This is a genomic window from Trinickia violacea (assembly GCF_005280735.1).
Classification (GTDB): Bacteria; Pseudomonadota; Gammaproteobacteria; order Burkholderiales; family Burkholderiaceae; genus Trinickia_A; species Trinickia_A violacea.
Genome location: NZ_CP040078.1, coordinates 3,672,345 through 3,695,250 on the forward strand (window position 1 = coordinate 3,672,345; position 22,906 = coordinate 3,695,250).

Here is a 22,906-nt window from a genome sequence, read left to right on the forward strand (position 1 = left end):
ACACGCTCCCAAGCGGTTCATTTCGCAGCCGTATACGAACCATCCCCCGCGAACGGATGCGCGAATGAATGCTTATCCTTATCGCGCGCCGCCTATTCGTTAACTGTTCACTCAAAAAACGCGCAAGACGCTAGACCGCTTCGGTCGTCGACACCCGCCGCGTGTGCTGCCCGAGGCGAACCGGCGGCACGAACAGCAAGGACACGACCGCCGCCACGGCGATCACGAGCAAAGCCACAAACGTCTGATGAAGCGATTGATGCAGCACGAGCCGGATCGCCTGGTTCTCGACACGCGCCGCCGACGCGTCGAGAAGCTGGCGCAATTGATCGTTCGTGACCGCCGCCATGCCCTTCGCGTGGCTCAGCCCATAGTTGAGCACCGCACCGAAGATCGTAGCACCGAGCGTGCTGCCCAGATTGCGCGAGAAGAGGTTCGACGCCGTGGCGCTGCCGCGCTGCGACGGGCCGACGATTTCCTGGATCAGCACGAGACAGCAGACGCTCGTGGTGCCCATGCCGAGCCCCATCACGAGCGAACCGATGCCCGCGGTCACCGGCGAGCTGGAGGGGTCCAGCACGACGAACGGCAGCGCGCCGATCGGCAGGAACAGGCTGCCGCCAATCATGATGCGCCGCAGCCCGAAGCGATGGAACGTGCGCGCGGCGAGCGTCGACCCCGCGGGCCAGCCGAGCATCATCATCGTCAGCGCGAGGCCCGCGACGACCGGCGAGCGATGCAGCACGCCTTGCACGTACATCGGCAGAAACGTCGTGAGCCCCATCAACGCCATGCCGCAAAAGAGCGTCGAGGCGTTGCCGGCCGCGATCGGCCGGTGCGCCCACAGCGAGAACGAGATCATCGGCTCGGCCGCGCGCCGCTCCTGCCAGACGAACAGCACCGAGCACACGGCGAACAGCGCGAACTCGAACTCCGTGCGCTCGGCGCCGGTGCTGATGTCGGTGAGCCCCATCATCAGCGCGCCGATCGCGATCGTGAAGAGCGCGGCGCCCCCGAGGTCGAGCGCACGCCGCTCGTGCCGCGCCTCTTCGTGCAGGTACGCCATGAATCCAAGCGCGGACGCAAGGCCGATCGGCACGTTGATCCAGAAGATCCACGCCCACGACAGGTCTTTGATGATGAGCCCGCCCGCCATCGGCCCGAGCACTGCCGAGATCGCCCACACGCTCGCGAGCCAGCCCTGCACTTTGCCGCGCTCGTGCGCGGGATAGAGGTCGCCGACGATCGTGAGCGTGACCGGCTGGATGCAGCCCGCGCCGACGCCCTGGATCAGCCGGAACACGATCATCGCGGGCATCGACCACGCGAAGCCCGCGAGCACCGAGCCGACCAGGAAGATCACGAGCCCCGCGAGCATGATGGGCTTGCGCCCGTATAAATCGGCGAGCTTGCCGAACATGACCGTCGTGGCGGTCTGCGCGAGCAGGAACGAAGCGAAGACCCAGCTGTAGAGACTGAGGCCGCCCAAGTCGGCCACGATTTGCGGCATGGCGGTGGAGACGATCGTCGCTTCGATGGCGACCATCGCGCTCGCGGCCATCACGGAAGCCACGACGAGCGGCCGGGAAGTTTGCGGTTTACCTGACATGGCGTTCGCTCGGTTGGCGAATGGTTTGTGTGGGAATTCGACTGCGGAAGACGAATTATGAGCGCTTCGCGAAAGACGTGCTGAGGGTGCCCCAAGCGACTGACGAGGACGTAAAGCGGCAAATCCCGATAAGTGCAACAATCGACCTCGTCAGCGCGCTTGGCGAGGTCGCTTCATGAAGACCGCATGGATTGCCGCGGCGCTCGTCGCGTGCGCCGCACTCGTGATCGGAACCACGGGAGGCGCGCACGCGCAGCCGCCGCCCTTCGACAGCTTCGCGGTGCCGGAAGACAGCGCGCCGCACGACGTCGCGCCGTCGCCCGACGGCACCGTCTGGTACACCGCGCAAGCGCAAGGCGTGCTCGGCCGGCTCGATCCGACGAGCGGCAAGATCGTGCAGGTGCCGCTCGGCAGCGGATCGGCGCCGCACGGCGTGATCGTCGGCCCCGATGGCGCGGCATGGGTCACCGACGGCGGCTTGAACGCCATCGTGCGCGTCGATGCGAAAACGCTTGCCGTCACGCGCTTTCCGCTGCCGCCGAACCGGCCCGGCGCGAACCTGAACACCGCCGTGTTCGATCAGCACGGGCATCTGTGGTTCACGGGGCAAAGCGGCATCTATGGCGAACTCGATCCGCAGCACGGCAACATGCGCGTCTTCGATGCGCCGCGCGGCCACGGACCGTATGGCATCTGCGTGACGCCGGACGGCAGCCTCTATTTCGCGTCGCTCGCGGGCAGCTATCTAGGCCACATCGATCCCGCCAGCGGCGCGGCGCAAGTGATCGAGCCGCCGACGCCGAATCAAGGCGCGCGCCGCGCATGGGCCGATTCGAAGGGGCGCGTGTGGATCAGCGAGTGGAACGCGGGCAAGGTCGGCGTGTTCGATCCGGCGACGCGCCAATGGCGCGAATGGCGTCTGCCGGGCAACGACCCGCATGCGTATGCGATCTTCGTCGATGCGCACGACATCGTCTGGTTGAGCGAATGGAGCGCGAACGCGCTCGTGCGCTTCGATCCGCAGCGCGAGCATTTCGATGTTTATCCGTTGCCGCGCCAGCATGCGAACGTGCGCCAGATGATGGGACGCACGGGCGAAGTCTGGCTTTCGGAATCGGGCACGGATCATCTGCTGCGCTACCGGTCCGGCGCGGCGGCTCCAAACGGCAATTGACGACAAGCAAGGGCATGCGACGACCCATGATGCTGACGCTCGCCAACGTCTCGAAGCACTACGACGGCAAAACCCCGCGCAACGTGCTGCGCGACGTGAATCTCGAACTGCGCGCCGGAGAGTGCGTGGCCATCATGGGCGAATCCGGCGTCGGCAAGTCGACGCTGCTCAATCTCGCGGCCGGACTCGACCGGCCCGACGCGGGCCAGATCGTCTTCGACGGACACGATCTCGCCACGCTCGACGACGACGCCGCCACCCTGCAGCGCCGCCAAAAAATGGGCTTCGTGTTCCAGGCCTTCCATGTGCTGCCTAATTTGAGCGCGGCGCAAAACATCGCATTGCCGCTGCTCTTGAACGGCATGCGCGCGAAAGAGGTGCCGGTGCGCGTGTCCTACGCGCTGCTCGCGGTGGGGCTCGGCGGACGCGAGCATGCGCTGCCGCGCGAGCTGTCGGGCGGCGAGCTGCAGCGCGTGGCGATCGCGCGTGCGCTCGTGCATCAGCCGCGGCTCGTCTTGGCCGACGAGCCCACGGGCAATCTCGATCACGACACGGCGATGCGCATCCTCGAGCTTCTGCGCGAGCTCGCGCAAAAGAACGGCGCGGGCGTGCTGCTCGCGACGCACTCGGCGGCCGTGGCCGCTGCCGCCGATCGCGTGCTGCGGCTCACGCCCGACGGGCTCGAGCCGCTCGAGCCGCTTCTTGAGCAATAGCATGCCTGCGGGCAGATTCGGCGCCGCATTCCTCATCGGCGAAATGCGCGGCCATCCGCTGCGCACGTTGATCGGCATCGTCGCCATCGCCGCTGGCGTCGCGATGGGTTACGCCGTGCAATTGATCAACCGCGCGGCACTCACCGAACTGTCGGCCACCGTCAATGCGCTGATGGGCAACGCCGATATCGAACTGCGCGGCCCGCGCGCCGGCTTCGACGAAGCGCTATACCCGCACATCGCGCGCTTGCCCGAAGTCGCGGCAGCGAGCCCGGTGGTCGAGGTCGATGCGCGCATCGCGGGCCGCGACACGTCGCTGAAACTGCTTGGCGTCGACGTGTTTCGCGCGCAATACGTCACGCCGAATCTCGTCGGGCGGGTCGATCGTGAGGAGCAAGCCAAGCACGGCGGTCTCGATCTGCTCGACCCCGACACCGTGTTTCTCTCCCCCGCCGCGCTGACCTGGCTCGCGCTCAAGCCCGGCGACTCGCTGACGGTGCAAGTCGGGCTCGCGCCGGTTGCGCTGCGCGTCGCGGGCGTGCTGCCCGCATCGGGCGAAGCCGTGCGCGTCGGCGTGATGGATATCGGCGCCGCGCAGTGGCGCTTGCAGCGGCTCGGCACGCTGCAGCGCATCGATATCAAGCTCAAGGCCGGCGTCGATGCCGACGCGTTCGCGCGCTCGGTCGCGCCGCTCTTGCCGGCGGGCGTCGCCGCCGTCACACCGCGCGACAGCGCGCACCGCACGTCGATGCTCTCGCGCGCGTACCGCGCGAATCTGAACGTGCTCGCGCTCGTCGCGCTGTTCACGGGCGCGTTTCTCGTCTTCACGATGCAAGCGCTCGCCGCACTGCGGCGCCGCGCGCAGTTCGCGCTGCTGCGCGCGATCGGCGTGACGCGGCGCGGCGTGCTGCGGCTCGTCGTCTCCGAAGGCGCCGTGCTCGGCGTGCTCGGCGCCGCCGCGGGTCTCGCGATCGGCTTTGCGCTCGCGGCCGCCGTGCTGCGCTATGCGGGCGGCGATCTCGGCGGCGGCTATTTCGAAGGCGTCCAGCCGCGCGTGCATTTCGATGCGATGCCTGCCGCGATATTTTTTGCGCTGGGCGTGGCCGCGTCGATGCTCGGCAGCCTGGCGCCCGCGCTCGAAGCGGCGCGGGCGCGTCCCGCGCAGGCGCTGAAAGCGGGCGACGAGGAAGTGTCCACGGCGCGGCTACGCACGAAGCGAACCCTAGCCGGTGCGCTCGCCGCATTGTGCGCGGGGCTCGTGTCGGCGCTCTTGCCGCCGGTGGCCGGTTTGCCGGTGTTCGGCTACCTCGCGATCGCACTGCTGCTCCTGGGCGGCGTGCTCGCCATGCCCGCCGTCGCACGCTTGGTGTTCGCCACGCTGCCCCGCTCTCGCCACGCGCTGCCGCAACTCGTGCTGTCGCAGCTCGCCAACGCCCCCGGCCGCGCAACGATCGGCCTCGCGGGCATCGTCGCGAGCTTCAGCCTGATGACCGCGATGGCCATCATGGTGTCGAGCTTTCGCGTGGCGGTCGACGACTGGCTGCAACTGCTCTTGCCCGCGCCGCTCTATCTGCGCGCGTCGCCGGGCGGCGACAGCGCATTCCTGTCGCCGGGCGACCAGGCGGCCATCGCCGGCACGCCCGGCGTCGCGCGCGCCGAATTCCTGCGCGCGACGCAAATCTCGCTCGACCCGAGCTTGCCGCCCGTCAGCCTGCTCGCGCGGCCGATCGATCCGCGCAATCCCGCGGCGCGCCTGCCGCTCACGACGGCGCCGCTCGTGCCGCGCGATGGCGACGCGCCGCCCGTATGGATCAGCGAAGCGGTCGCCGATCTCTACGGCATGCGGCCAGGGCAACGCATCGCGCTGCCGCTCGCAGGACAGCGCTTGCCGTTCACGGTGGCGGGCATCTGGCGCGACTACGCCCGCCAGTTCGGCGCGATCGCGATCGACGCGAGCGAGTATCGCCGGCTCACTCGCGACACGCGGGTCACCGACGCCGCCCTCTGGCTCGCCTCGGGCGTGGCGCCCGCGCAAGCCATCGCGCGCTTGCGCAACAGCGTGCCCGGCGGCGAGCGCCTCGAATTCGCTCAGCCCGGCGAGATCCGCGCCGCGAGCCTCAAGATCTTCGACCGCAGCTTCGCCGTCACGTATCTGCTGGAGGCGGTCGCCGTGATCATCGGACTGTTCGGCATCGGCGCGAGCTTCGGCGCGCAAGCGCTCGCCCGCACGCGCGAGTTCGGCATGCTGCGGCACCTCGGCGTGATGCGCCGGCAGATCGGCATCATGCTCGCGATGGAAGGCGCACTCGTCGCGCTGCTCGGCGTGATGGCCGGTTTGACGCTCGGCCTGAGTCTGGCGATGGTGCTCGTGCACGTGGTCAATCCACAGTCGTTTCACTGGACGATGAGCCTGCATATGCCGTGGGGATTGCTCGCGGCGCTCGCGTCGGCGGTCGTCGTGGCCGCCGCGCTGACGGCGCTCATGAGTTCGCGCGTGGCGATGTCGGTGGATGCGGTGCGCGCGGTACGCGACGATTGGTGATGCGATGAGACGACGCTTGTTCCTGCTGTGGCCGCCGGCGGCGCTTCTCGCACGCCGCGTGCGAGCTCGCGCGCCGGATTTTCCCGCTGTGGAAAGCGGACACCCTCTAGTGTTCCCGCGCGACTACGGCGCGCATTCGAGCTATCGCACCGAATGGTGGTACGTGACGGGCTGGCTGCAGACCGTTGCAAGCGCAACGAATGGCAACGCTTCGGATGCCTCGCTCGGCTTCGAAGCGACCTTCTTCCGCTCGCGCCCCGCCCTCGACGACGCCAACCCCAGCCGCTTCGCACCGAATCAAGTGCTGTTCGCCAACGTGGCGTTGAGCGACCCTCGCGCGGGCAGCCTGCAGCACGAGCAGCGCGCGGCGCGCCGCGGTTTCGGCCTGGCCGACGCGAGCGAAACGGATACCGCCGTCCATATCGACGACTGGTCGCTCGAACGCAGCGCGGACGGCCGCTATCGACTGAACGTCGCCACGCCGCGCTTCTCCTTCGCGTTCACGCTGCAACCGACGCAACCGGTGCTCGTCAACGGCGCCGGCGGCTACAGCCGCAAAGGCCCACTGCCGAGCGAAGCGAGCTACTACTACAGCGAGCCGTGGCTGCGAGTCGATGGCGTCCTCACGCGCGGCGGCCATTCGAGCGGCAACGAAGCGCACGTGCGTGGACAAGCGTGGCTCGATCACGAATGGTCGTCGGCGCCGCTTGCGGATGAAGCCGTCGGCTGGGACTGGATCGGCATCGATTTCGACGACGGCGGCGCGCTGATGGCGCTTCGGATCCGCGACAAGGCCGGCGGCAAGTTCTGGGCGGGCGGCACGTTACGCGCCGCCGACGGCAGCACGCATGCACTGTCGCCCGACAGCGTGCGCTTCACGCCGCTGCGCTGGTGGCGCTCGCCGCATACGGGTGCGCGCTATCCGGTGGCGATGCGCGTCGATGCCGAGGACGTGCATCTCACGCTCGTGCCGTTGATGGACGATCAGGAGTTCGACAGCCGTGCGAGCACGGGTGCCGTGTATTGGGAAGGGGCGGTGACGGCGTTTCGAGCGGGGGCTGAAGCGGTCTCCCCAGCGGACGCGAGCGCCGGTGGCACAGCGCCAGCAGTAGGCGCGGCAAAACCGTTGGGGCGCGGGTATCTCGAGCTGACGGGCTATTTTCAGCGACTTGATCTGTAGAGCGGCGCAGGTCGCGCAATACCGGCCCCCGCTCCGTCCTGGCTTTTCTCCAGGTGTGTTCCAGTACACTGTGCCTATGATGCGCAGGCGTGTGCCCTACAGGCTCGAAGTCGTCGTTCGAGAGCGCGACTACACAGTGCTGCACTTCGTCTATCGGCGCTAAGCATGGAAACTGTTTTTGTTCGTTCTACACCCGCCGGCACACTGGCGACCGCTCGCCCGAACTGGGATAACGAGGGATTCACGATGACGTGCGCGGTGAGCTACCCTCGCACGTCACCGCAGCAACCTCAAGCCCCGCTGCGCGACACGATCGACGATCAGTTTGGCCTGCGTCCGCAGTCCTTCCTGATTACGGCGGGGACATTGAGTTTGTCGCTCGATGCGGAAAATAGACTCGTCGCAATCGACTTCTACACAAACGCATCCGATTGGCGCGCTTCTGCGCTCGAGCCGGTGGAGGCGTCCCAAAGTGTGCTTCGCTTTTCTGCGCCGTTCGACGTGCTCGGGCGAGCGAGCGAAGCGAGGGAGGCCGACGTGTTCTATGACGCAAGGACTGGCACGATTTGCCTGTCATGGGGCACCGCGGATGATTGGCACTTGCTGGCTGCCAATCTATCGATCGGATTGGCAACGGATGGTCGCTTGATGCAGGTCCGCGTAGACGGTCTATCCGTACCAGAGCAGGACCGTACCCTCTCGCAGGGCGCAGCCGGCTGGTTAGGTGTTGCGCAGCGGTTGTTCGGCAAGCGCTGAGCCTTTTAAATCAACCGCATAGTGATTCATGCAATTGCCCTGTTTACGGCTTGAACTAGCCAACGCCACAAGCCCACTCACCCCAGCTCGAACGACGTCACCCCAAACACGCGATCGATCGCCATCGCAGGCGTCTCCTTCGTGTACATCCGCGCCGTTTCGAACACGCTGGTCATGCCATGCCGCTCGGCCAGCGCAATCGCAGCGGGGTTGGTCTCCGGGACGTCGAGCACGATCACCTCGCCCGGCATGCTCGATGCCAGCGCACGAAACAGACCGATCGCCACGCATTCATCATCGGCAAAGAGCGGACCGATCTTGCAGCCGGTCTTGCAGCGCCGCACGACGCCATATCCGGCGACGCGTCCCTCGTCGACCGTCGCCAGCGCGACTGCATCCGGCTGCGCGATCCATGCTCTGACGAAACGCTCCCGCGCGGCGGGAAAACAGTGCCGGTCATAGGCCAGCAGCTGCTCGAACGGCGCACCGCCCGCGGCCATTACCTGCGCGCACCCGATACCCTCCACAAGCCCTTGATATCGGACATTGCGATAAGCCAGCTGAAACCCCGACTTCGTGTAATTCGCCTGTTGCGCGACGACACCATCGAGGCCGACGTTTCGGTCTCCGAGGTAACGCATGCCGTGCTGCCAGATCCGCATGCCGAAGCCTTTGCCGCGAAACGCCGGCTTCACGATGTAAAGCCCGATGAAGCCGAAGCGCTCGTCATACGCGACAGCCGCGATGCACGCGATGGGCTCGCCGCGCCATTCGCCGATAAAAAAACCGCCCGGGTCGGCCTCCCTGAAGCATTGCGGGTCGTGCCACCCCGGATTCCATCCCTCCGCTGCCGCCCATTCGACCGACATCTCCACCTCGCCGGCCGACGCCTCGCGCACGACAAAGTCCCCGCTCTGATCCATAGCTCGCTCCGGCGTTTGGGTTCAGTGCTTTTGATAAGTGCCGACCAGCTCGCCATGCGCGAGGATGTGCCCCTTCATCGCAGTTTCAAGCGCAGCCTTGTCGGGCTTGCCGAGATCGGGCAGCACGGTATCGAGCGCATAGAGCTTCACGAAATAGCGGTGGCGGCCAACCGGCGGACACGGACCATTGTATTGAGCGTGCTGAAAGTCGTTCACGCCCTGCCGTGCACCCGCCGGCAACGCCCCGCCGCCCGCGCTCCCGGCGTTTTCCCGCAGCGCGCTCGTGCTCGGCGGAATGTTGTAGAGGACCCAGTGCACCCAGACCATCGCGGGCGCGGCCGGGTCCGGCGCGTCGGGGTCGTCGACGATCAGCGCGAGGCTCTTCGCCTGGGCCGGCACGCCAGTCCAGGCGAGCGGCGGCGATACGTCGGCACCCTGGCAAGTGTGACGCGTGGGGATTGAGCCACTCGGTTCGAAGGAAGACGTCAAGGTCAAGGACATCGCAGACTCCTCGCCGGAAGCGTTGAACGCCGGCGCTGCAAGGCAGGCCAGCGTGGACAGCAAGACGGCAATATAACGGCGCATGGTGTTGGGCAGACCTTTGAAATCGATGAAGGTCGATACGCGAGCGCATCGCCGGCGCTTGCAAGCGCGAACGATGCGGGCATGCCCAAAAATTAGATCACGTTCGCGCCAAATTCAATGGCGTCCGCCTGATCAGCGCCCCGCGCCCTGCGGCGCCCGGCGGATGACACGCGCCGGGGCAGGTTCGTTTTCGAGCCGCCGGAACACCAGCGCCGACAGCAGCGTGATCACGCCGACACAAACGAAGCTGAGCCGGAACCCCATCGCGGCGGAGTCGAACTGCGCGGAGAACAGGTTGACGAGCCCGCCGCCGATCGATACGCCCAGCCCCATCGCGAGCATCTGCACCATCGAGAACAGGCTGTTGCCGCTGCCCGCGTCCGCACGCGACAAGCCCTTCAACGTCACGCTGTTCATCGCGGCGAACTGCATCGAGTTCGCGGCGCCGAATACGGCGAGCACGACAATCTCGACGGCGAGCGGCGTGCCCTTCGAGATCAGCGCGAACGCGACGATGGCCCCGCCGACGACGAGCGTATTGACGAGCAAGAACGTGTCGTACCCATAGCGCTGAATGAGCGGCGCGATCCAGCGCTTGGCGACGGTGCCCGCGAGCGCGGCAGGCAACATCATCAGCCCCGAATGCAGCGGCGTGAAGCCGAGCTGCAACTGCATGAGGAGCGGCAGCAGGAACGGCACTGCGCTCGACCCGATGCGGCACACGAGATTGCCGATCAGGCCCACGCTGAAATTCGGTTCGCTAAAGAGCGCAAGCCGAAAGAGCGGATTCCGGCGGCGCTTCGCATAGGGGATGTACGCGAGCGCGGCAATGAGGCCGACCGCGAAGAGCCCCGCAGACCACGCAGCGCGATGCGTTTGCACGGGGGCGTCGGTGGCGAGCGAGAACGCGATCATCGCGAGCGAGAGCAGCGCGCAGCCGGCGATGTCGAATGGCGGCGCCGTGCCCGACGTATCGCGCGGCAGATAGCGATGCACGGCCGCGAGCCCGATCGCCCCGATCGGCACATTGATGAGGAAGATCCAGTGCCACGAGATCGCCTCGGCGAACCAGCCGCCGAGCGTCGGACCGACGATCGGCCCCACCTGCCCCGCAACCGAAACGAACGCGAGCGCCGACACGTACTGCTCGCTCGTGACGCTGCGCAGCACCGCGAGCCGCCCGATCGGCAGCAGCATCGAGCCGCCGATGCCCTGCAGCACGCGCGCAATCACGAGCTGGTTCAGCGAATGCGCGCTCGAGCAGCAGATCGAACCGAGCACGAAGATCAGGATGGCGGCGAAGTAGACGCGGCGCGTGCCGAAGCGGTCGGCGAGCCAGCCCGAGGCCGGCGTGAGGAGCGCCATCGTGAGCGTGTAGGCAACGACGATCGGCTGCATCGCCAGCGGCGATTCGTGCAGGCTCTGCGCGATGGAGGGAAGCGCGGTGTTGACGATCGTCGTGTCGAGGGCTTGCATGAAGAAGCCGGTGGCGACGATCCACAGTAGGGCGGTTTGTGAGGATTCCTTGTTCATGACGGGTGATTCTTTCAACAGCCTTGATGATATTGACTCCCTGGTCTATCGGGAACCCCACTAACGGCGTTGACTGTCATCGGATTTGCCGATGACAATGGCGCATGCTCAATCCCATCTGGCTCAAGACTTTCGCGACCGTCGCGGCGTGTCACAGCTTCACCGAGGCCGGGCGGCAGCTCGGCCTCACGCAGTCGAGCGTGAGCGAACATATTCGGCGGCTCGAAGACAGCGTCGGCCGGCGGCTCTTCGTGCGCGACACCCATTCGATCGCGATGACGCCCGACGGCGAAGCGATGCTCGCGCACGCGAGCGTGATCCTGCAGGCGATGGCGCGCGCCGAATCGCAATTTCGCGGGCCGCGCCTGAAGGGCCGCGTGCGGCTCGGCTCGTCGGACGACGTCGCGCTAGGTCCCCTGCCCGCCGTGCTGGCGGCGTTTCGCAACGCGCATCCCGACGTCGAGCTCGAGATCACGATCGCGATGACAGGCAAGCTCTACGAGCTGCTCGATGCAGGCTCGATCGATCTGATGGTGGGCAAGCGGCGCATGGGCGGCCGGCGCGGCGTGCCGCTCTTCACATCGCGGCTGGATTGGCTGGCGAAGGCGGGCACGCTCGTCGATCTCACGCAGCCGCTGCCGCTCATTCTCGTCGCCGAGCCGAGCGTCACGCGCTCCGTGGTGCTCGATGCGCTCGCGGAAAAAGGCGTGCGCTGGCAAGTGGTGTGCACGAGCAGCAGCTACGCGGGGTGCGTCGCCGCCGCGCGCGGCGGGCTTGGCGTGACGGTGCGCTCGCAATACCTCGCCGCGCGCGGATTGACGCCGCCGGTGAATATCGCGAGCCTGCCCTCGCTGCCCGACGTCGAATTCATCTGCCTGGCGGCCAAGCGGCTCAGCCGCCCGGCGGGGACGTTGCTGCAGTTGCTGCAGGAAAGCGATTTGCGGGGGGATTGGGTGGGGGAGTAGCGGTGGCGAGCAGGTACGCCCCAAAGCGCGCGCAACGCCCGTTGGGCGTGCCGTTCCTAAACGGTGATAACCAGATCGGTGTACTTCGACAGGTGGCCGTCTGAAGTGATCAAGCGTAGCGGCTCCGATAGCGCCTGCGCGACGAGAATCCGGTCGAACGGATCGCGGTGAATGTCGGGCAGATCGCGGACCATCGCCGCGTGAACCGCCCGCACCGGCAATTCCGAAAAGCCACTGGCTGCGATCTCGGACACCAGGAGATTCACGTCGACCTCGAGCTTGCCAAGACCCGCCTTGATCGATGCCTCCCATAGGCTGGCGCTACTGATGAAAACTTCGTCGGCATCGAGTATCAGCTTGCGTGCCGCTTTGGTCAGCTTGCGGTCATCGGTGACCGCCCAGAGGAAGACGTGTGTATCGAGAAGCAAGCGCATCAACGGCCCTCGAACGCAGCAATGATCTCATCGGGCAGCGGCGCGTCGAAGTCATCCGCGATGCGGACCTTGCCTTTCAGACCGCCGAACCGGCGCACAACCTTGGGCCGCTCCATCGGCACCAGTCGCGCGGCCGGTTTGCCGGCCTTGGCAATCACAATTTCCTCGCCGTTGGCCGCCGCGTCGACCAAGCGCGAAAACTGCGTCTTCGCTTCATGAATATTGACCGTTTGCATACCTGCTCCTAGTGGACTTAGTCCATGTTAGTCCACACCGATCCGCGGGTCAATGCTCCCGGCAGATCGCCGCACCATTCATCAACCGCGAAATCCGGATACGCTATCGAAGTCGGCGGCCAGCCGGATCTCCGGTTGACCGGCCGCCCTATCCAGCCCACCCCACCCGAGCGTCCTATCCGCCGGAGACCCAGATGGAGCATGCGTACGCTCAATTCTTGCATTTGCTCGCGGAGCACGCAGGCTGGGCGCTGGCCGTCGTCTTCCTCGCGGCGTTTCTCGAAGCGGTCGCCGTCGTCGGCACGTTCGTCCCCGGCAGCACGATCCTGTTCGTCGCCGGCGCGCTCGTGGGCACGGGTGCGCTGAACCTCGGCTGGCTTTTCGTCTGCGCGATCGCCGGCGCCGTTTGCGGCGACGGCATCAGCTATTGGATCGGTCATCGCTACCGGGACACCATCGCGTGCCGCTGGCCGTTCAGCACGCATCCGAGCATCCTCGAAGGCGGCCGTCAATACTTCGCCAAGCACGGCGCCTTGAGCGTCGTCACCGCGCGCTTCTTCGCTCCGCTGCGGGCCATCGTGCCAGTCGTCGCGGGCATGCTCGGCATGACCCCCGCGCGCTTTTACACGATGAATGTGGTGTCGGCGCTGCTGTGGGCGCTCGCGCATATCCTGCCGGGCGTCGTGTTCGGCGCGTCGATCGAACTCGCGGGCGCGGTGTCGTTCCGTCTCGTGACCGTCATGGCGATGCTCATTGTCGCGCTGTGGGTCAGCGTGCGCGTGGTGCGCGTGGTCCTCGACCACGCGCGGAACTGGGCGAATGCGTCGCGCGCCGCGCTGATGCAGTGGGCGCGTCGACAAGAAGGCAAAATCGGCCACGTGGTGTTGCGGATGTTCGACCCGGCCCACCCCGTCATGGGCTCGCTCTTCGCACTCTCCGTGCTCGTCGTACTGGCCGCCGCGATTTTCTTCAGCGTGTTCGCGGGCGTGGTGAGCGGCGCACCCCTTGTGCAAGTCGACCTGTCCGCGTACCGCTATTTGCAGTCGATCCGCTCGCCGTGGGCCGATGCGTTCTTCTCCGTGCTCGCCACGCTCGGCACCGTGCCGACGCTCGCGACGCTCGTCGCGACCACCACGCTCTTGATGGCCTATGAGCGCCGCTGGCGCACCATCGCCTACTGGCTGACCGCGGTCGTGTTCTCGCAGATGCTGATCATCGTGATCCAGTTGAGCGTGCTGCGCGTGGCGCCCGGGCATGCGGGCTCCGACATCTACACGTTTCCGAGCAATCACGTCGCCGCCACGGTCACGATCTACGGCTTTCTCGCCTTCCTGCTCACACGCCGCGTCGGACGCTTCCAGGGCGTCGCGGTGACCGTCGTCTCGACGGGGATCATCGTCGCGGTCGCGTTCGCGGGCCTCTATCTGGGCCGCTTCGCGCTGTCGGACGCGCTCGGCGGCGCGGCGTTCGCGGTCGTCTGGGTGGCGATCGCGGGCGTCTTCGCCGTCTGGAAACATCCCGATCCGCCGCCGAGCCGGCCGCACCTGCCCGCCGTGGTCCTCGCGATGATCGGCTTGAGCGTCGCGTGGCAGGCGAGCAGCAGCGTGTCGAGCAACGCCGCGTCCGAAACGCCGCCGAGCGTGCCGATCGCCGTCACCGAAGCGAAGTGGGCCGACTCGGTCTGGAAGACCTTTCCGTGCTATCGCTCCGACATGGTCGGCGACCGGCGCGAGCCGATTACCGTGCAATGGGCGAGCGATCCGTCGCAGCTTGCGGCGCAATTGGAGAGCCGGGGATGGACCGAAGGCACGCGTCTGACGACGCGCAGCCTGCTCTCGCTCGTCTCCCCCGATGTCTCGGCGATGTCTCTGCCGGTGCTGCCGAAGCTCAACAACGGCATCCCGTCGACGCTCGTCTTCACGCGTTCGCACGACATGCGCGACGAGCGCGACGTGCTGCGCTTCTGGCCGACCGGCTATGCGGTCGAAGGGCACGACGGCAATCCGCCGGCGCCGATCTGGCTCGGCTCGCTCGTGCACGAGCGCTTGCTGCGGCCGTCGTGGCCGTTCAACATCTTGCGTCCCGACAAGCGCATGGAGCCTCTGATCACCGAGCGCGGCCAGCCGGCGGGATGGCGCGCGCTCGAAGTATCGAGAGACACGGGCTGCAACGGCGTGCCCGTCAATTTGTTATCGTCGGACGTGCGGCAACCGCCTGCCGCGGCCAACAAGAAGTAACAGGAATCGAAGCCCATGCATCCCATTCCTCCTGCGATGATTGCAAGCTGGGGCGCCGGAGTCGTCTTTCTGAACGTGCTGTTGACGCGGCTCGGCGTTCCGATCCCGGCCGTGCCGATTCTGGTGCTGGCGGGCACGGCGATCGCGAGCCACACGCTGTCGTTCTGGCCCGTGCTGCTCGGCGCGGTGTGCGGCGCGCTCGCCGGCGACGGCGTGTGGTTCGCCGCAGGCCGCCGCTACGGCGAGCGCGTGTTCGAGGCGCTCGCGCGGCTGTCGCCGTACATCGGGGTCACCGTGCGCGCGGCGCGCTCGCTGTTCGAGCGCTTCGGCGTGTCGATCACGGCCGTGTCAAAATTCGTCCCCGGCCTCGCGTTCATTACGCCGCCGCTGATGGGCACGACGCGCGTCGATACGCGCATCTTTTTAGCCTGGGACGTGGTGAGCGCCACGACGTGGGCGGCGTGCTGGCTGCTCGGCGGCGTGGTCGTGGAAAACGAATTACACCTGTTGCTGAGCATCGTCAGAGGCCATGGCGCCACGCTCGTCGATGTGGTCGCCGCCGTCCTCGCGGGATACTTCGTGCTGCGCCTGATGCAACGCTGGCGCATGCGCCGGATGCTCGTGCGGATACGGCGCGCCGCGCATGCGATGGAGGCCCAGTGGGCGCTCGCCGCGCCGTCGCCCGTCGTGCTCGATGCGCGTCCCGAGCCGATTCGAAGCCACGCGGCGCATCGCATTCCGCGTGCCACACCGCTCGATCCGACTTGCGCGGACAAGGTCGATGAGGCGCTCGCCGCCGACGATGCCGTGGTCTACTGCGTTTGCCCGGATCACGCCACCGCCGACGAGATCGGCCGGAAGATGCGCGAGAAAGGGTTCACGCGCATTCGCACCGTCAAGGGCGATCTCGATGCGTGGCGGCGGCGCGGCTATCCGATCAGCACTTCGTCACACGTCGACGCGGACGGCATTGAAACATCGAACGCACCAGACGTGCCGCTCGAGCAAACCCCGCTCACCGTGCGATGCATCGCGCCCAAGCGGCCGCGCACTTAGGCCGCAAGGCGGTCCAGACTTTCGCGCAATGCCTGATCGAGAATCGAAATCCCGCGATCGATCTCATCGTGCGACACGGTGAGCGGCGGCGCGATGCGCCAGACCGATCCGCGCTCGGGCCGCCGCCGAATGTTCATGCTCAGGCCCAATTCGAAGCACCGCTGCGTGGTGAGCGCGCCCAACGGGTGATGAGGAAGCCGCGATTCGCGGTCCTTCACGAGCTCGATGCCAAGCAGCATGCCTTCGCCGCGCACGTCGCCGATCACTTCGTAGCGCGCTTGCAATTCGAGCAACCGGTTGCGTAGATAAGCGCCCGTCGTGCGTGCGCGAGCGATCAGATCCTCTTTCACGATCGTATCGAGCACGGCGAGCCCGACACGCGCCGGAAGCGGATCGGACACGTGGCTCGTGTAGTACGTGAAGCCTTTCTCGTGGACGTCTTCCTCGATCTTCTCGGTGGTGATCGTGGCGGCAAGCGGCAAGCCGCCGCCCATCGTCTTCGACACGCTCATGATGTCCGGCAGGACGCCGAAATAATCCGAAGCTGTCCGATGACCGATGCGCCCAAACGCGGTTTGCGCCTCGTCGAAGATGAGCAGCATGCCGCGCTCGTCGGCCGCGCGGCGCAGCGCCTGCATGTACGATTTCGGCGGCACCAGCACGCCGCCCGCGCTGATGATCGGCTCGACGATGATCGCGGCGCCGCGCCCAGTCGTTGCCATGTCGAACATTTTGAGGCCCAGTTCCAGACACGCGAGCGCCGATGCTTCGCCAGAAAGCCCCTTGATATAGGGACGATATTCGTTCGGCTCGGGCATCACGAACACGCCCGGCGGCGGCACGCCATAGCCCTTGCGGTCGCTCGCAAACGAGACGCTGCTTGCGCCGGCCGTCACGCCATGCCACGAGCCGCCCACCGCGAGCACCTCGTAGCCGCCGGTGAACATCTTCGCCATGCGCAGCGCGACCTCGTTGCTTTCCGCCCCCGTGTTGACGAAGATCGATTTCTTCAACGGGCTGTTCATCCACTCGCGCGCAAGGCGCTCGGCCAGCTCGGCCACGACTTCCGGAATCATCCCGCTGAACAGGTGGAACGCCTCCTGCCCTGCGCGATTGACGGCCTCCACGATCGCCGGATGGTTGTGGCCGATCGTGGCGCACATCTGGCCTGACGTGAAGTCGAGAATCTCGCGGCCGGTGTCGTCGACCACGATCGCGCCCCTGGCCGAGCGGAACAGATTCGGGAACGTGTCGCCGCCGTAGCGGACCAGGAATTCCTTTGCAGCGGCGCGAAGATCGTGTTTCATGAGCCCATGTCCTGTTGGAAAATGCATCATCGATGCGGATGCAACGACGTTATCAATCCCTGCACTGCAGCGTCCAATGTTGAATTCGCATCCACGGCTCATGCGCCATACGCATCGCATGCTGCGTTTCTTGCATGACGCTCTACGCCAACCCTGTTTCCCTCACGGAGCCTCAGATGGACACCCGGTGGTTTCAGGACTTCCTCACGCTTGCCGAGGTGCGCAACTTCACCAAAGCCGCCGAGATACGCAATCTGTCGCAAGCCGCGTTCAGCCGGCGCATCCAAGGTCTCGAACAATGGCTCGGCGTGAAGCTCGTCGACCGCAACGCGTTTCCCACGACCCTCACCGATGCCGGCGAGCGATTCCGCCAAACCGCCGCCGAGGTGACGGCCAAGCTCGCGGACGCCAAAGCGGAACTCGGTGCCGCGGATACGCGCAATCACGTCCGCATCGCGCTGCCGTATGCGTTGGCGACGACGCGGCTTCCCGCGTGGTGGAAGCGCTGGTCGAGCGGCCAGCCGCTGACCTGCAGCCTCGAGCTCGGCAACGTGCACGACACAGTGTCGGCGTTGATGTCGGGCGCGGTCGATCTGCTGATCTGCTTCCAGCAGGCGCAGCATCCGATCCGTATCGATGAGGCGCGCTACGAACAGGTGACGTTGGGCACCGAGGTCGTGCGGCCCTATGCGGCGCGCGCGGAAGTCGAAAGCGGCCGCCTGCGAATGCCCGGCACGCAGGCGCAGCCGCTGCCGCTTCTCATGTATTCGCCGACCGTGTATTTCGCGCGCGTCGTCGAGATCGCCATGGAGCAAGCGTCCGAAAAAATCTCGGGGGTCCGCGTTTTCGAAGCAGAAATGTCCGACGTGCTCGGCGATTTGGCGTCGAGCGGTCTCGGCGTCGCCTGGCTCGCCGACAGCTCGTTTGAATCGGACCGGGGATGGGATCTCGTCGCGCTCGGCGATGGGAAATGGAATGTCGAGGTGTCGATCTGCGCGTATAAGGCGGCGGGCAGCCGACAGCCTGGCGTAGAAGCGCTTTGGCAGGAAATCTGCCGTCACAGCGAAGCCGGAGATCGATAATTAAAAAAGCGGGCACCGCAGTGCCCGCTTCATCGATTGCTTTGCGCTTGCCCGGCTCGCTCGGCTTGCCGCGCAAACCTCAAGCCGCCAGCAACCCCCGCTTGCGCAACATCGGCGCCGCTTGCGGATCGCGTCCGCGGAACGCGCGAAACGCCGCGCGCTCTTCGCGGCTATCGCCCGCGCTGTAAATGTAGCGATGCAGCTTTTCGGCCAACGCCGGATCGAACGCGTTGCCCGCTTCCTCGAACGCATCGAACGCCTCGGCCTCCAGCACTTCCGCCCACATGTAGACGTAGTAGCCCGCCGCATAGTACGAGCCGCTGAACACGTGCCCGAAATGCGGCAGGCGGTGCCGCATGCCGATTTCGCGCGGCACGCCGAGGCGCTCGCGCTCTTCCGCTTCGAATGTGGCGATATCGATACCGGCCGGGTTTTCCTGCAGGTGCAGCGCCATATCGATCAGCGCAGACGACGTGTACGCGACCGTATCGAAACCCTGATTGAACGTCTGCGACGCGCGGATGCGCTCGATCAGCGCGGCAGGAATCGGCTCGCCCGTCTTCACATGACGCGCGTGCTTGGCGAGCACTTCCGGCACCGTCGCCCAGTTTTCCATCAATTGCGAAGGCAGCTCGACATAATCGCGCGGCACTTGCGTGCCCGACAGACGCGCGTAGCTCACGTCGGACAACAAGCCGTGCAAGCCATGGCCGAACTCATGGAACAGCGTGCGGACGTCGTCGAAACCCAGGAGTGTCGGGCCGTCGCCGCCGCGCGCGAAATTGTTGTTGTTCACCACGATCGGAATCGACTTGCTGCCGTTCTTCGACTGATGGCGATAGACGCTCATCCACGCGCCGCCCTGCTTGTTGGGCCGCGCGTAGTTGTCGCCGAGGAAGATGCCCACCAGCTCGCCGTCGCCGCGCACTTCCCACACACGCACATCCGGGTGATAGAGCGGCACGCCGGCTTGCTCGACGAACTGCAGGCCGAACAAGCGGCCCGCGCAATCGAACATCGCGCCGATCATCGCGTCGAGGCTGAAATACGGCTTCACCTGCGCATCGTCGAGGGCGTAGCGTTCGGCGCGGACTTTTTCGGCGAGGTAGTACCAATCCCACGGTTCGATGCCGGTGGGTTCGCCGAGCGCCGCGGCTTGCTCGACCAGCGCCTTGCGCTCTTCGCGCGCGCTGGCCTTGGCGGGCTCCCACACCTGCCGGAACAAGTCATAGACCGCCGACGGCTTGCCCGCCATCCGGTCCACGAGCGCGTAGTCGGCGTAGCTGTCGTAGCCGAGCAATTGCGCCTGTTCGTGGCGCAGCGCCAGGATTTCGCGCGCGAGCGGACGGTTGTCGCGCTCCGGCGTTTCGCCGCGGCCGGTCCACGCGCGCCACGCGGCCTCGCGCAGATCGCGGCGCGTGGACCACGTGAGAAACGGCAGCACCAGCGAGCGCGACAGCGTGATCGCGTGGCCGTCGACGCCGCGCTCCTGTGCGGCGCTCTTCGCGGCCTCGCGCAGAAATTCGGGCAGGCCCGCGAGGTCGGCCTCGGTTTTCAGGGGCAGCTGGTAGCTCGATTCGTCGGCGAGCACGTTTTGCGCGAACTGCGTTTGCAGATTCGCGAGACGCTCCGCGATCGCGGCAAAGCGCTCGCGTGCGGCGCCTTTCAGCGTCGCGCCGGTACGCACGAAATCGGTATGCAGACGCTCGAGCAAGCGCTGCTGCTCTTCGCTCAACGACAACGCGGCGGCTTGCCGGTGAACGGCATCGAGCCTCGCAAAGAAGCCCGCGTGCATCGAGACCTTGCTCGCGTGCGCGGCCAGGAGCGGCGCCATGTCGCGCTCGACCGCCTGCAGCTCGGGCGGCGCCTCCGACGAGCAAAGGTTTTCGAAGACCAGTTGCACACGCTGGAGGCGCGCGCCGGCGGCATCGAATGCGGCGACCGTGTTGTCGAACGTGGGCGCGGCGGAATTCGTTGCCAACGCATCGATTTCGGCGAGATGCTCGGCGAACAGCGTCGTGAAGGCCGGAATGAAGTGTTCGGGTTGAATTTGCGCAAACGGCGGCAACTGGTAGGGGGTTTGCCAATCTTGCAGCAGCGGGTTGCTGGACTCGTTCATGTCGATTGCCTTGTGGGCGGTCAGCTTCAGGAATCGGACATGATATGCCAGCGCGCGCGCCGCCGCAGGCGCGCCTTCGCGAAGGAGGGCTCTAGCGCCGGGGTCTGCACTTGAACCATTAGACAACGCGTACGCGCTTTCTAAGTGCAAACCACCATCAATCGCGGTTCGATTTGTAGGAAAATAACCCGCCTGTAGGCGAGAACAACAAATCCAGGACCGGCCGCAACCAACACCGCATTGCTCGCCGACAGCCAAGACAGCACAACAACAAACGGGACACGTGGGATGGAAGACTTGCTGATACAGCGCGCGACGCGCAAACAGGCGGCGGTTGCCGGCGTCTTCGCGCTGCTCATCCTGCTCACGCTGGCGATCGCGGCGCCGCGCGCGCAACTTGCGCTGCCGCCCGTTGCCCCGTTCCTGCCGATGTGCGCGCTCACGGTGTTCACCACCGCATGCATCGCCGCGTTTCTCCTCAGCGCCCGTTTTGCCGCAACGCGTCAATTGATGCTCTGCGCGCTCGGCGGCGCCTATGCCTACACGGCCGTCGCCGTGGCCTTGCAGCTGCTGACGTTTCCCGGTGTCATCACGCCTTCCGGCCTCTTCGGCGCGGGGCCGCACAGTTCCGGGTGGATCTGGGTGTTCTGGCACGGCGGCTTTCCGCTGCTCGTGATGCTGGCCGCCTTGATCCGCGAGCGAGTCAAACAGCGGCCCGTCAATCCCGCGCACGTCAATTCGTGGGCCTGGGCCCTGATCGGCGGCCCGGTGGCGATTGCCGTCGTGCTCGGCGCAATCGCGATCCATCTGCCTCTGCCGCAGGCACTGAACCCCGCCGCCGACGCCGGCAATCTTTCGAGCGATCACACGGCGCTCGTCATCCTGCTGCTCAACCTCGTCGCGATCGTCGTCGTGCTGTCGACGGGCCGGCTGCGCTCCCTGCTCGACCTGTGGCTCGCGATCGCCGTGCTCACCTGCTTCATCGACACCTGCCTCAATCTGCTCAGTGCGGATCGCTTCACGGTCGGCTGGTACATCGGGCGCGTTTTCAGCATGCTTGCTCCGGGCATCCTGGTCTGCGTGCTGGTTTGGGAGGTGACGGTGCTCTACCGGCGGATGTCCGAGGCGTACGCGTCGCTGCTGCAAAGCTCCGTGCTCGATGCGCTGACGCGCATTTACAACCGCACTTACTTCAACGACCAATTACGCAAAGAATTCGACCGCGCGAAACGTAGCGCGTCACCGCTGTCTCTCATCATGTTCGATGTCGACTACTTCAAGCGCTACAACGATGAATACGGCCATCTTCAAGGCGATGCCTGCCTGAAGGCGGTGGCGAACGCGCTCGCTGGCGTCGTGCGCCGCCCGTCCGATTTCGTGGCGCGCTTCGGCGGCGAGGAGTTTGCCCTCGTGTTGCCCGATACGGACGCACAGGCCGCTTCTGCCATCGCCGAGCGGGCACGGCAAGCGGTGGTGCTGCTGGGCTTGGGCGCGCCGACGCAGCTCGGCTGCGTGACGGTCAGCGCGGGTTGCGCCACCCACGAGCATGGCATGCTGGCGAGCCCCGACGAACTGGTCAGCGCGGCGGACGCCGCGCTTTACGCCGCCAAGCGAGCGGGACGCAACCGGGTACAGCGCGCCGGGGCGGAATGACGGGCTTTGCGTCCACCCGGCGCAATCGGCGCGAGAGATGAAATACGGCTGCACATAAAAAAGGCGCCGTGCAAGCACGGCGCCAGAAGATTCCGGCCCAGGAAACCGGAATCCGAGAGAAATAGGTTCATCCACGGAAAGCGATCGATCGCTATGCGGCGCCCTCCGTTTCGAGGGCTGTCAGCAGGACATTCGTTTGTTCCAGCAAGGTCGCGTAATAGGCGGCAGGCAAGGCGACATCGTCGGTGAATGACAGGACCGTTTCGACGCCCCGCCGGAATTGCGTGGTGACTGCGGTGCGTTGCGCGATGCTCAATTGCGGCAGCACGGCGTCGACGAACTGGCACAAAACCAGCATCCGAGCCCCGAAGCGCAGAGCGGCCTGGCCGTTCGACTCCGTAAGTCGCTCCACCGACTTCAATATTTGCTCAGCCCGATCCGGTTGGCTCGACTCGATCAAAACGACTCCGGTGCAGCGGAAGAAGCGACGATTAACGCATGGATCATCCTTCAAGCCGCTTTCGTGCACAACGGATAATGGCTTAACGCTAATTCGGGAAAGGTGGAATTTTTTGTAGGGATTTTCTTAGGCCGGGGAAGGTGTGGGTGCGGAGTATGGACAGTGGCCATCTCTCGCCGTGAGGGGGGACTCTCGCATGAGGATCGATTCAAGGGGCAGCCTCGGCCAACTTGAGACAATCAAAGACGACCTGTAGATGGTTGACAATCGCTAGAATACACACGGCGTCAAAGCACTCAATAAAACGCTACAGATAATAATCTGACCACAATGCGGGGAAAA

Annotated in this window: 19 protein-coding genes; 10 read left to right on the top strand and 9 right to left on the bottom strand. The window is 65.9% G+C overall.

The features are described from left to right. Nucleotides 1-130: 130 nt before the first annotated feature. Entirely contained in the window at nucleotides 131-1,609 is a 1,479-nt protein-coding gene (locus FAZ95_RS38575; protein WP_137337518.1) for an MDR family MFS transporter, read from the bottom strand. 175 nt (nucleotides 1,610-1,784) lie between these two features. Here FAZ95_RS38575 and FAZ95_RS38580 point away from each other — a divergent pair, with 175 nt between their 5' ends. The 5 genes from FAZ95_RS38580 (at nucleotide 1,785) to FAZ95_RS38600 (ending at nucleotide 7,974) form a co-directional block, all read left to right on the top strand. Then, on the top strand, nucleotides 1,785-2,783 hold the full coding sequence (locus FAZ95_RS38580) for a Vgb family protein (RefSeq protein ID WP_137337519.1): 999 nt from the start codon (nucleotides 1,785-1,787) through the stop codon (nucleotides 2,781-2,783). A gap of 29 nt (nucleotides 2,784-2,812) precedes the next feature. Continuing rightward, nucleotides 2,813-3,496, top strand: a complete 684-nt coding sequence (locus tag FAZ95_RS38585) for an ABC transporter ATP-binding protein (RefSeq protein WP_137337824.1) — start codon at nucleotides 2,813-2,815, stop codon at nucleotides 3,494-3,496. 1 nt (nucleotide 3,497) lies between these two features. Next, nucleotides 3,498-6,038 carry an FtsX-like permease family protein gene (locus tag FAZ95_RS38590; protein ID WP_137337520.1) on the top strand — a complete coding sequence of 847 codons (2,541 nt, stop codon included), beginning with the start codon at nucleotides 3,498-3,500 and terminating at the stop codon, nucleotides 6,036-6,038. Between the two features lie 4 nt (nucleotides 6,039-6,042). Beyond that, nucleotides 6,043-7,218 carry a lipocalin-like domain-containing protein gene (locus tag FAZ95_RS38595; protein ID WP_137337521.1) on the top strand — a complete coding sequence of 392 codons (1,176 nt, stop codon included), beginning with the start codon at nucleotides 6,043-6,045 and terminating at the stop codon, nucleotides 7,216-7,218. Nucleotides 7,219-7,383: 165 nt separating this feature from the next. Then, nucleotides 7,384-7,974, top strand: coding sequence for a hypothetical protein (locus FAZ95_RS38600; RefSeq protein WP_137337522.1), 591 nt, complete (start codon nucleotides 7,384-7,386; stop codon nucleotides 7,972-7,974). 77 nt (nucleotides 7,975-8,051) lie between these two features. Here the strand turns inward: FAZ95_RS38600 and FAZ95_RS38605 are convergent, their stop codons facing one another. The 3 genes from FAZ95_RS38605 to mdtD all read right to left on the bottom strand — a co-directional run bounded on the left by FAZ95_RS38605 (nucleotide 8,052) and on the right by mdtD (nucleotide 11,015). After that, complete coding sequence (locus tag FAZ95_RS38605; RefSeq protein WP_137337523.1) at nucleotides 8,052-8,897, bottom strand: GNAT family N-acetyltransferase; 846 nt, start codon at nucleotides 8,895-8,897, stop codon at nucleotides 8,052-8,054. Between the two features lie 21 nt (nucleotides 8,898-8,918). Further along, on the bottom strand, nucleotides 8,919-9,398 hold the full coding sequence (locus FAZ95_RS38610) for a YbhB/YbcL family Raf kinase inhibitor-like protein (RefSeq protein ID WP_137337524.1): 480 nt from the start codon (nucleotides 9,396-9,398) through the stop codon (nucleotides 8,919-8,921). Between the two features lie 216 nt (nucleotides 9,399-9,614). Continuing rightward, nucleotides 9,615-11,015: a multidrug transporter subunit MdtD gene (gene mdtD, locus FAZ95_RS38615; protein WP_137337525.1), complete on the bottom strand. Its 1,401-nt coding sequence runs from the start codon at nucleotides 11,013-11,015 to the stop codon at nucleotides 9,615-9,617. Nucleotides 11,016-11,119: 104 nt separating this feature from the next. Between mdtD and FAZ95_RS38620 the strand changes: the two genes are divergently transcribed. Then, on the top strand, nucleotides 11,120-11,980 hold the full coding sequence (locus FAZ95_RS38620) for a LysR family transcriptional regulator (protein WP_137337526.1): 861 nt from the start codon (nucleotides 11,120-11,122) through the stop codon (nucleotides 11,978-11,980). A gap of 56 nt (nucleotides 11,981-12,036) precedes the next feature. Here the strand turns inward: FAZ95_RS38620 and FAZ95_RS38625 are convergent, their stop codons facing one another. Both FAZ95_RS38625 and FAZ95_RS38630 read right to left on the bottom strand, forming a co-directional pair. After that, nucleotides 12,037-12,414, bottom strand: coding sequence for a type II toxin-antitoxin system VapC family toxin (locus FAZ95_RS38625; protein WP_137337527.1), 378 nt, complete (start codon nucleotides 12,412-12,414; stop codon nucleotides 12,037-12,039). Then, the gene (locus FAZ95_RS38630) at nucleotides 12,414-12,650 is read right to left on the bottom strand and encodes a type II toxin-antitoxin system Phd/YefM family antitoxin (RefSeq protein WP_137337528.1); all 237 of its coding nucleotides are present in this window, start codon (nucleotides 12,648-12,650) and stop codon (nucleotides 12,414-12,416) included. The genes FAZ95_RS38625 and FAZ95_RS38630 overlap by 1 nt, the downstream gene beginning before the upstream one ends. 194 nt (nucleotides 12,651-12,844) lie before the next feature. Between FAZ95_RS38630 and FAZ95_RS38635 the strand changes: the two genes are divergently transcribed. Beyond that, complete coding sequence (locus tag FAZ95_RS38635) at nucleotides 12,845-14,887, top strand: bifunctional DedA family/phosphatase PAP2 family protein (RefSeq protein WP_137337529.1); 2,043 nt, start codon at nucleotides 12,845-12,847, stop codon at nucleotides 14,885-14,887. Between the two features lie 15 nt (nucleotides 14,888-14,902). Continuing rightward, entirely contained in the window at nucleotides 14,903-15,943 is a 1,041-nt protein-coding gene (locus tag FAZ95_RS38640) for a VTT domain-containing protein (protein WP_137337530.1), read from the top strand. On the opposite strand, the gene FAZ95_RS38645 is transcribed toward FAZ95_RS38640, so the two are convergent. Then, nucleotides 15,940-17,250: an aspartate aminotransferase family protein gene (locus FAZ95_RS38645; RefSeq protein ID WP_137337531.1), complete on the bottom strand. Its 1,311-nt coding sequence runs from the start codon at nucleotides 17,248-17,250 to the stop codon at nucleotides 15,940-15,942. The genes FAZ95_RS38640 and FAZ95_RS38645 overlap by 4 nt on opposite strands. Nucleotides 17,251-17,426: 176 nt before the next feature. Here FAZ95_RS38645 and FAZ95_RS38650 point away from each other — a divergent pair, with 176 nt between their 5' ends. Continuing rightward, nucleotides 17,427-18,332, top strand: coding sequence for a LysR family transcriptional regulator (locus tag FAZ95_RS38650; protein WP_137337532.1), 906 nt, complete (start codon nucleotides 17,427-17,429; stop codon nucleotides 18,330-18,332). A 79-nt stretch (nucleotides 18,333-18,411) separates the two neighbouring features. On the opposite strand, the gene FAZ95_RS38655 is transcribed toward FAZ95_RS38650, so the two are convergent. Beyond that, nucleotides 18,412-20,451: a M3 family metallopeptidase gene (locus FAZ95_RS38655; protein ID WP_137337533.1), complete on the bottom strand. Its 2,040-nt coding sequence runs from the start codon at nucleotides 20,449-20,451 to the stop codon at nucleotides 18,412-18,414. A 288-nt stretch (nucleotides 20,452-20,739) separates the two neighbouring features. Here FAZ95_RS38655 and FAZ95_RS38660 point away from each other — a divergent pair, with 288 nt between their 5' ends. Beyond that, complete coding sequence (locus FAZ95_RS38660; RefSeq protein WP_137337534.1) at nucleotides 20,740-22,104, top strand: sensor domain-containing diguanylate cyclase; 1,365 nt, start codon at nucleotides 20,740-20,742, stop codon at nucleotides 22,102-22,104. Between the two features lie 151 nt (nucleotides 22,105-22,255). Here FAZ95_RS38660 and FAZ95_RS38665 read toward each other — a convergent pair whose 3' ends face one another. Further along, nucleotides 22,256-22,618 carry a hypothetical protein gene (locus tag FAZ95_RS38665; RefSeq protein ID WP_137337535.1) on the bottom strand — a complete coding sequence of 121 codons (363 nt, stop codon included), beginning with the start codon at nucleotides 22,616-22,618 and terminating at the stop codon, nucleotides 22,256-22,258. Nucleotides 22,619-22,906: the final 288 nt, after the last annotated feature.

Excerpts from the sequence above, each read along its gene's own strand:
- FAZ95_RS38595 (WP_137337521.1), top strand. The coding sequence starts at position 6,043 with ATGAGACGACGCTTGTTCCTGCTGTGGCCGCCGGCGGCGCTTCTCGCA.
- FAZ95_RS38655 (WP_137337533.1), bottom strand. The coding sequence starts at position 20,451 with ATGAACGAGTCCAGCAACCCGCTGCTGCAAGATTGGCAAACCCCCTAC.
- FAZ95_RS38590 (WP_137337520.1), top strand. The coding sequence starts at position 3,498 with ATGCCTGCGGGCAGATTCGGCGCCGCATTCCTCATCGGCGAAATGCGC.
- FAZ95_RS38585 (WP_137337824.1), top strand. The coding sequence starts at position 2,813 with ATGCTGACGCTCGCCAACGTCTCGAAGCACTACGACGGCAAAACCCCG.
- FAZ95_RS38645 (WP_137337531.1), bottom strand. The coding sequence starts at position 17,250 with ATGAAACACGATCTTCGCGCCGCTGCAAAGGAATTCCTGGTCCGCTAC.
- FAZ95_RS38575 (WP_137337518.1), bottom strand. The coding sequence starts at position 1,609 with ATGTCAGGTAAACCGCAAACTTCCCGGCCGCTCGTCGTGGCTTCCGTG.
- FAZ95_RS38605 (WP_137337523.1), bottom strand. The coding sequence starts at position 8,897 with ATGGATCAGAGCGGGGACTTTGTCGTGCGCGAGGCGTCGGCCGGCGAG.
- FAZ95_RS38635 (WP_137337529.1), top strand. The coding sequence starts at position 12,845 with ATGGAGCATGCGTACGCTCAATTCTTGCATTTGCTCGCGGAGCACGCA.
- FAZ95_RS38660 (WP_137337534.1), top strand. The coding sequence starts at position 20,740 with ATGGAAGACTTGCTGATACAGCGCGCGACGCGCAAACAGGCGGCGGTT.
- FAZ95_RS38600 (WP_137337522.1), top strand. The coding sequence starts at position 7,384 with ATGGAAACTGTTTTTGTTCGTTCTACACCCGCCGGCACACTGGCGACC.
- FAZ95_RS38620 (WP_137337526.1), top strand. The coding sequence starts at position 11,120 with ATGCTCAATCCCATCTGGCTCAAGACTTTCGCGACCGTCGCGGCGTGT.
- FAZ95_RS38650 (WP_137337532.1), top strand. The coding sequence starts at position 17,427 with ATGGACACCCGGTGGTTTCAGGACTTCCTCACGCTTGCCGAGGTGCGC.
- FAZ95_RS38630 (WP_137337528.1), bottom strand. The coding sequence starts at position 12,650 with ATGCAAACGGTCAATATTCATGAAGCGAAGACGCAGTTTTCGCGCTTG.
- FAZ95_RS38625 (WP_137337527.1), bottom strand. The coding sequence starts at position 12,414 with ATGCGCTTGCTTCTCGATACACACGTCTTCCTCTGGGCGGTCACCGAT.
- FAZ95_RS38640 (WP_137337530.1), top strand. The coding sequence starts at position 14,903 with ATGCATCCCATTCCTCCTGCGATGATTGCAAGCTGGGGCGCCGGAGTC.
- FAZ95_RS38610 (WP_137337524.1), bottom strand. The coding sequence starts at position 9,398 with ATGTCCTTGACCTTGACGTCTTCCTTCGAACCGAGTGGCTCAATCCCC.
- FAZ95_RS38580 (WP_137337519.1), top strand. The coding sequence starts at position 1,785 with ATGAAGACCGCATGGATTGCCGCGGCGCTCGTCGCGTGCGCCGCACTC.
- mdtD (WP_137337525.1), bottom strand. The coding sequence starts at position 11,015 with ATGAACAAGGAATCCTCACAAACCGCCCTACTGTGGATCGTCGCCACC.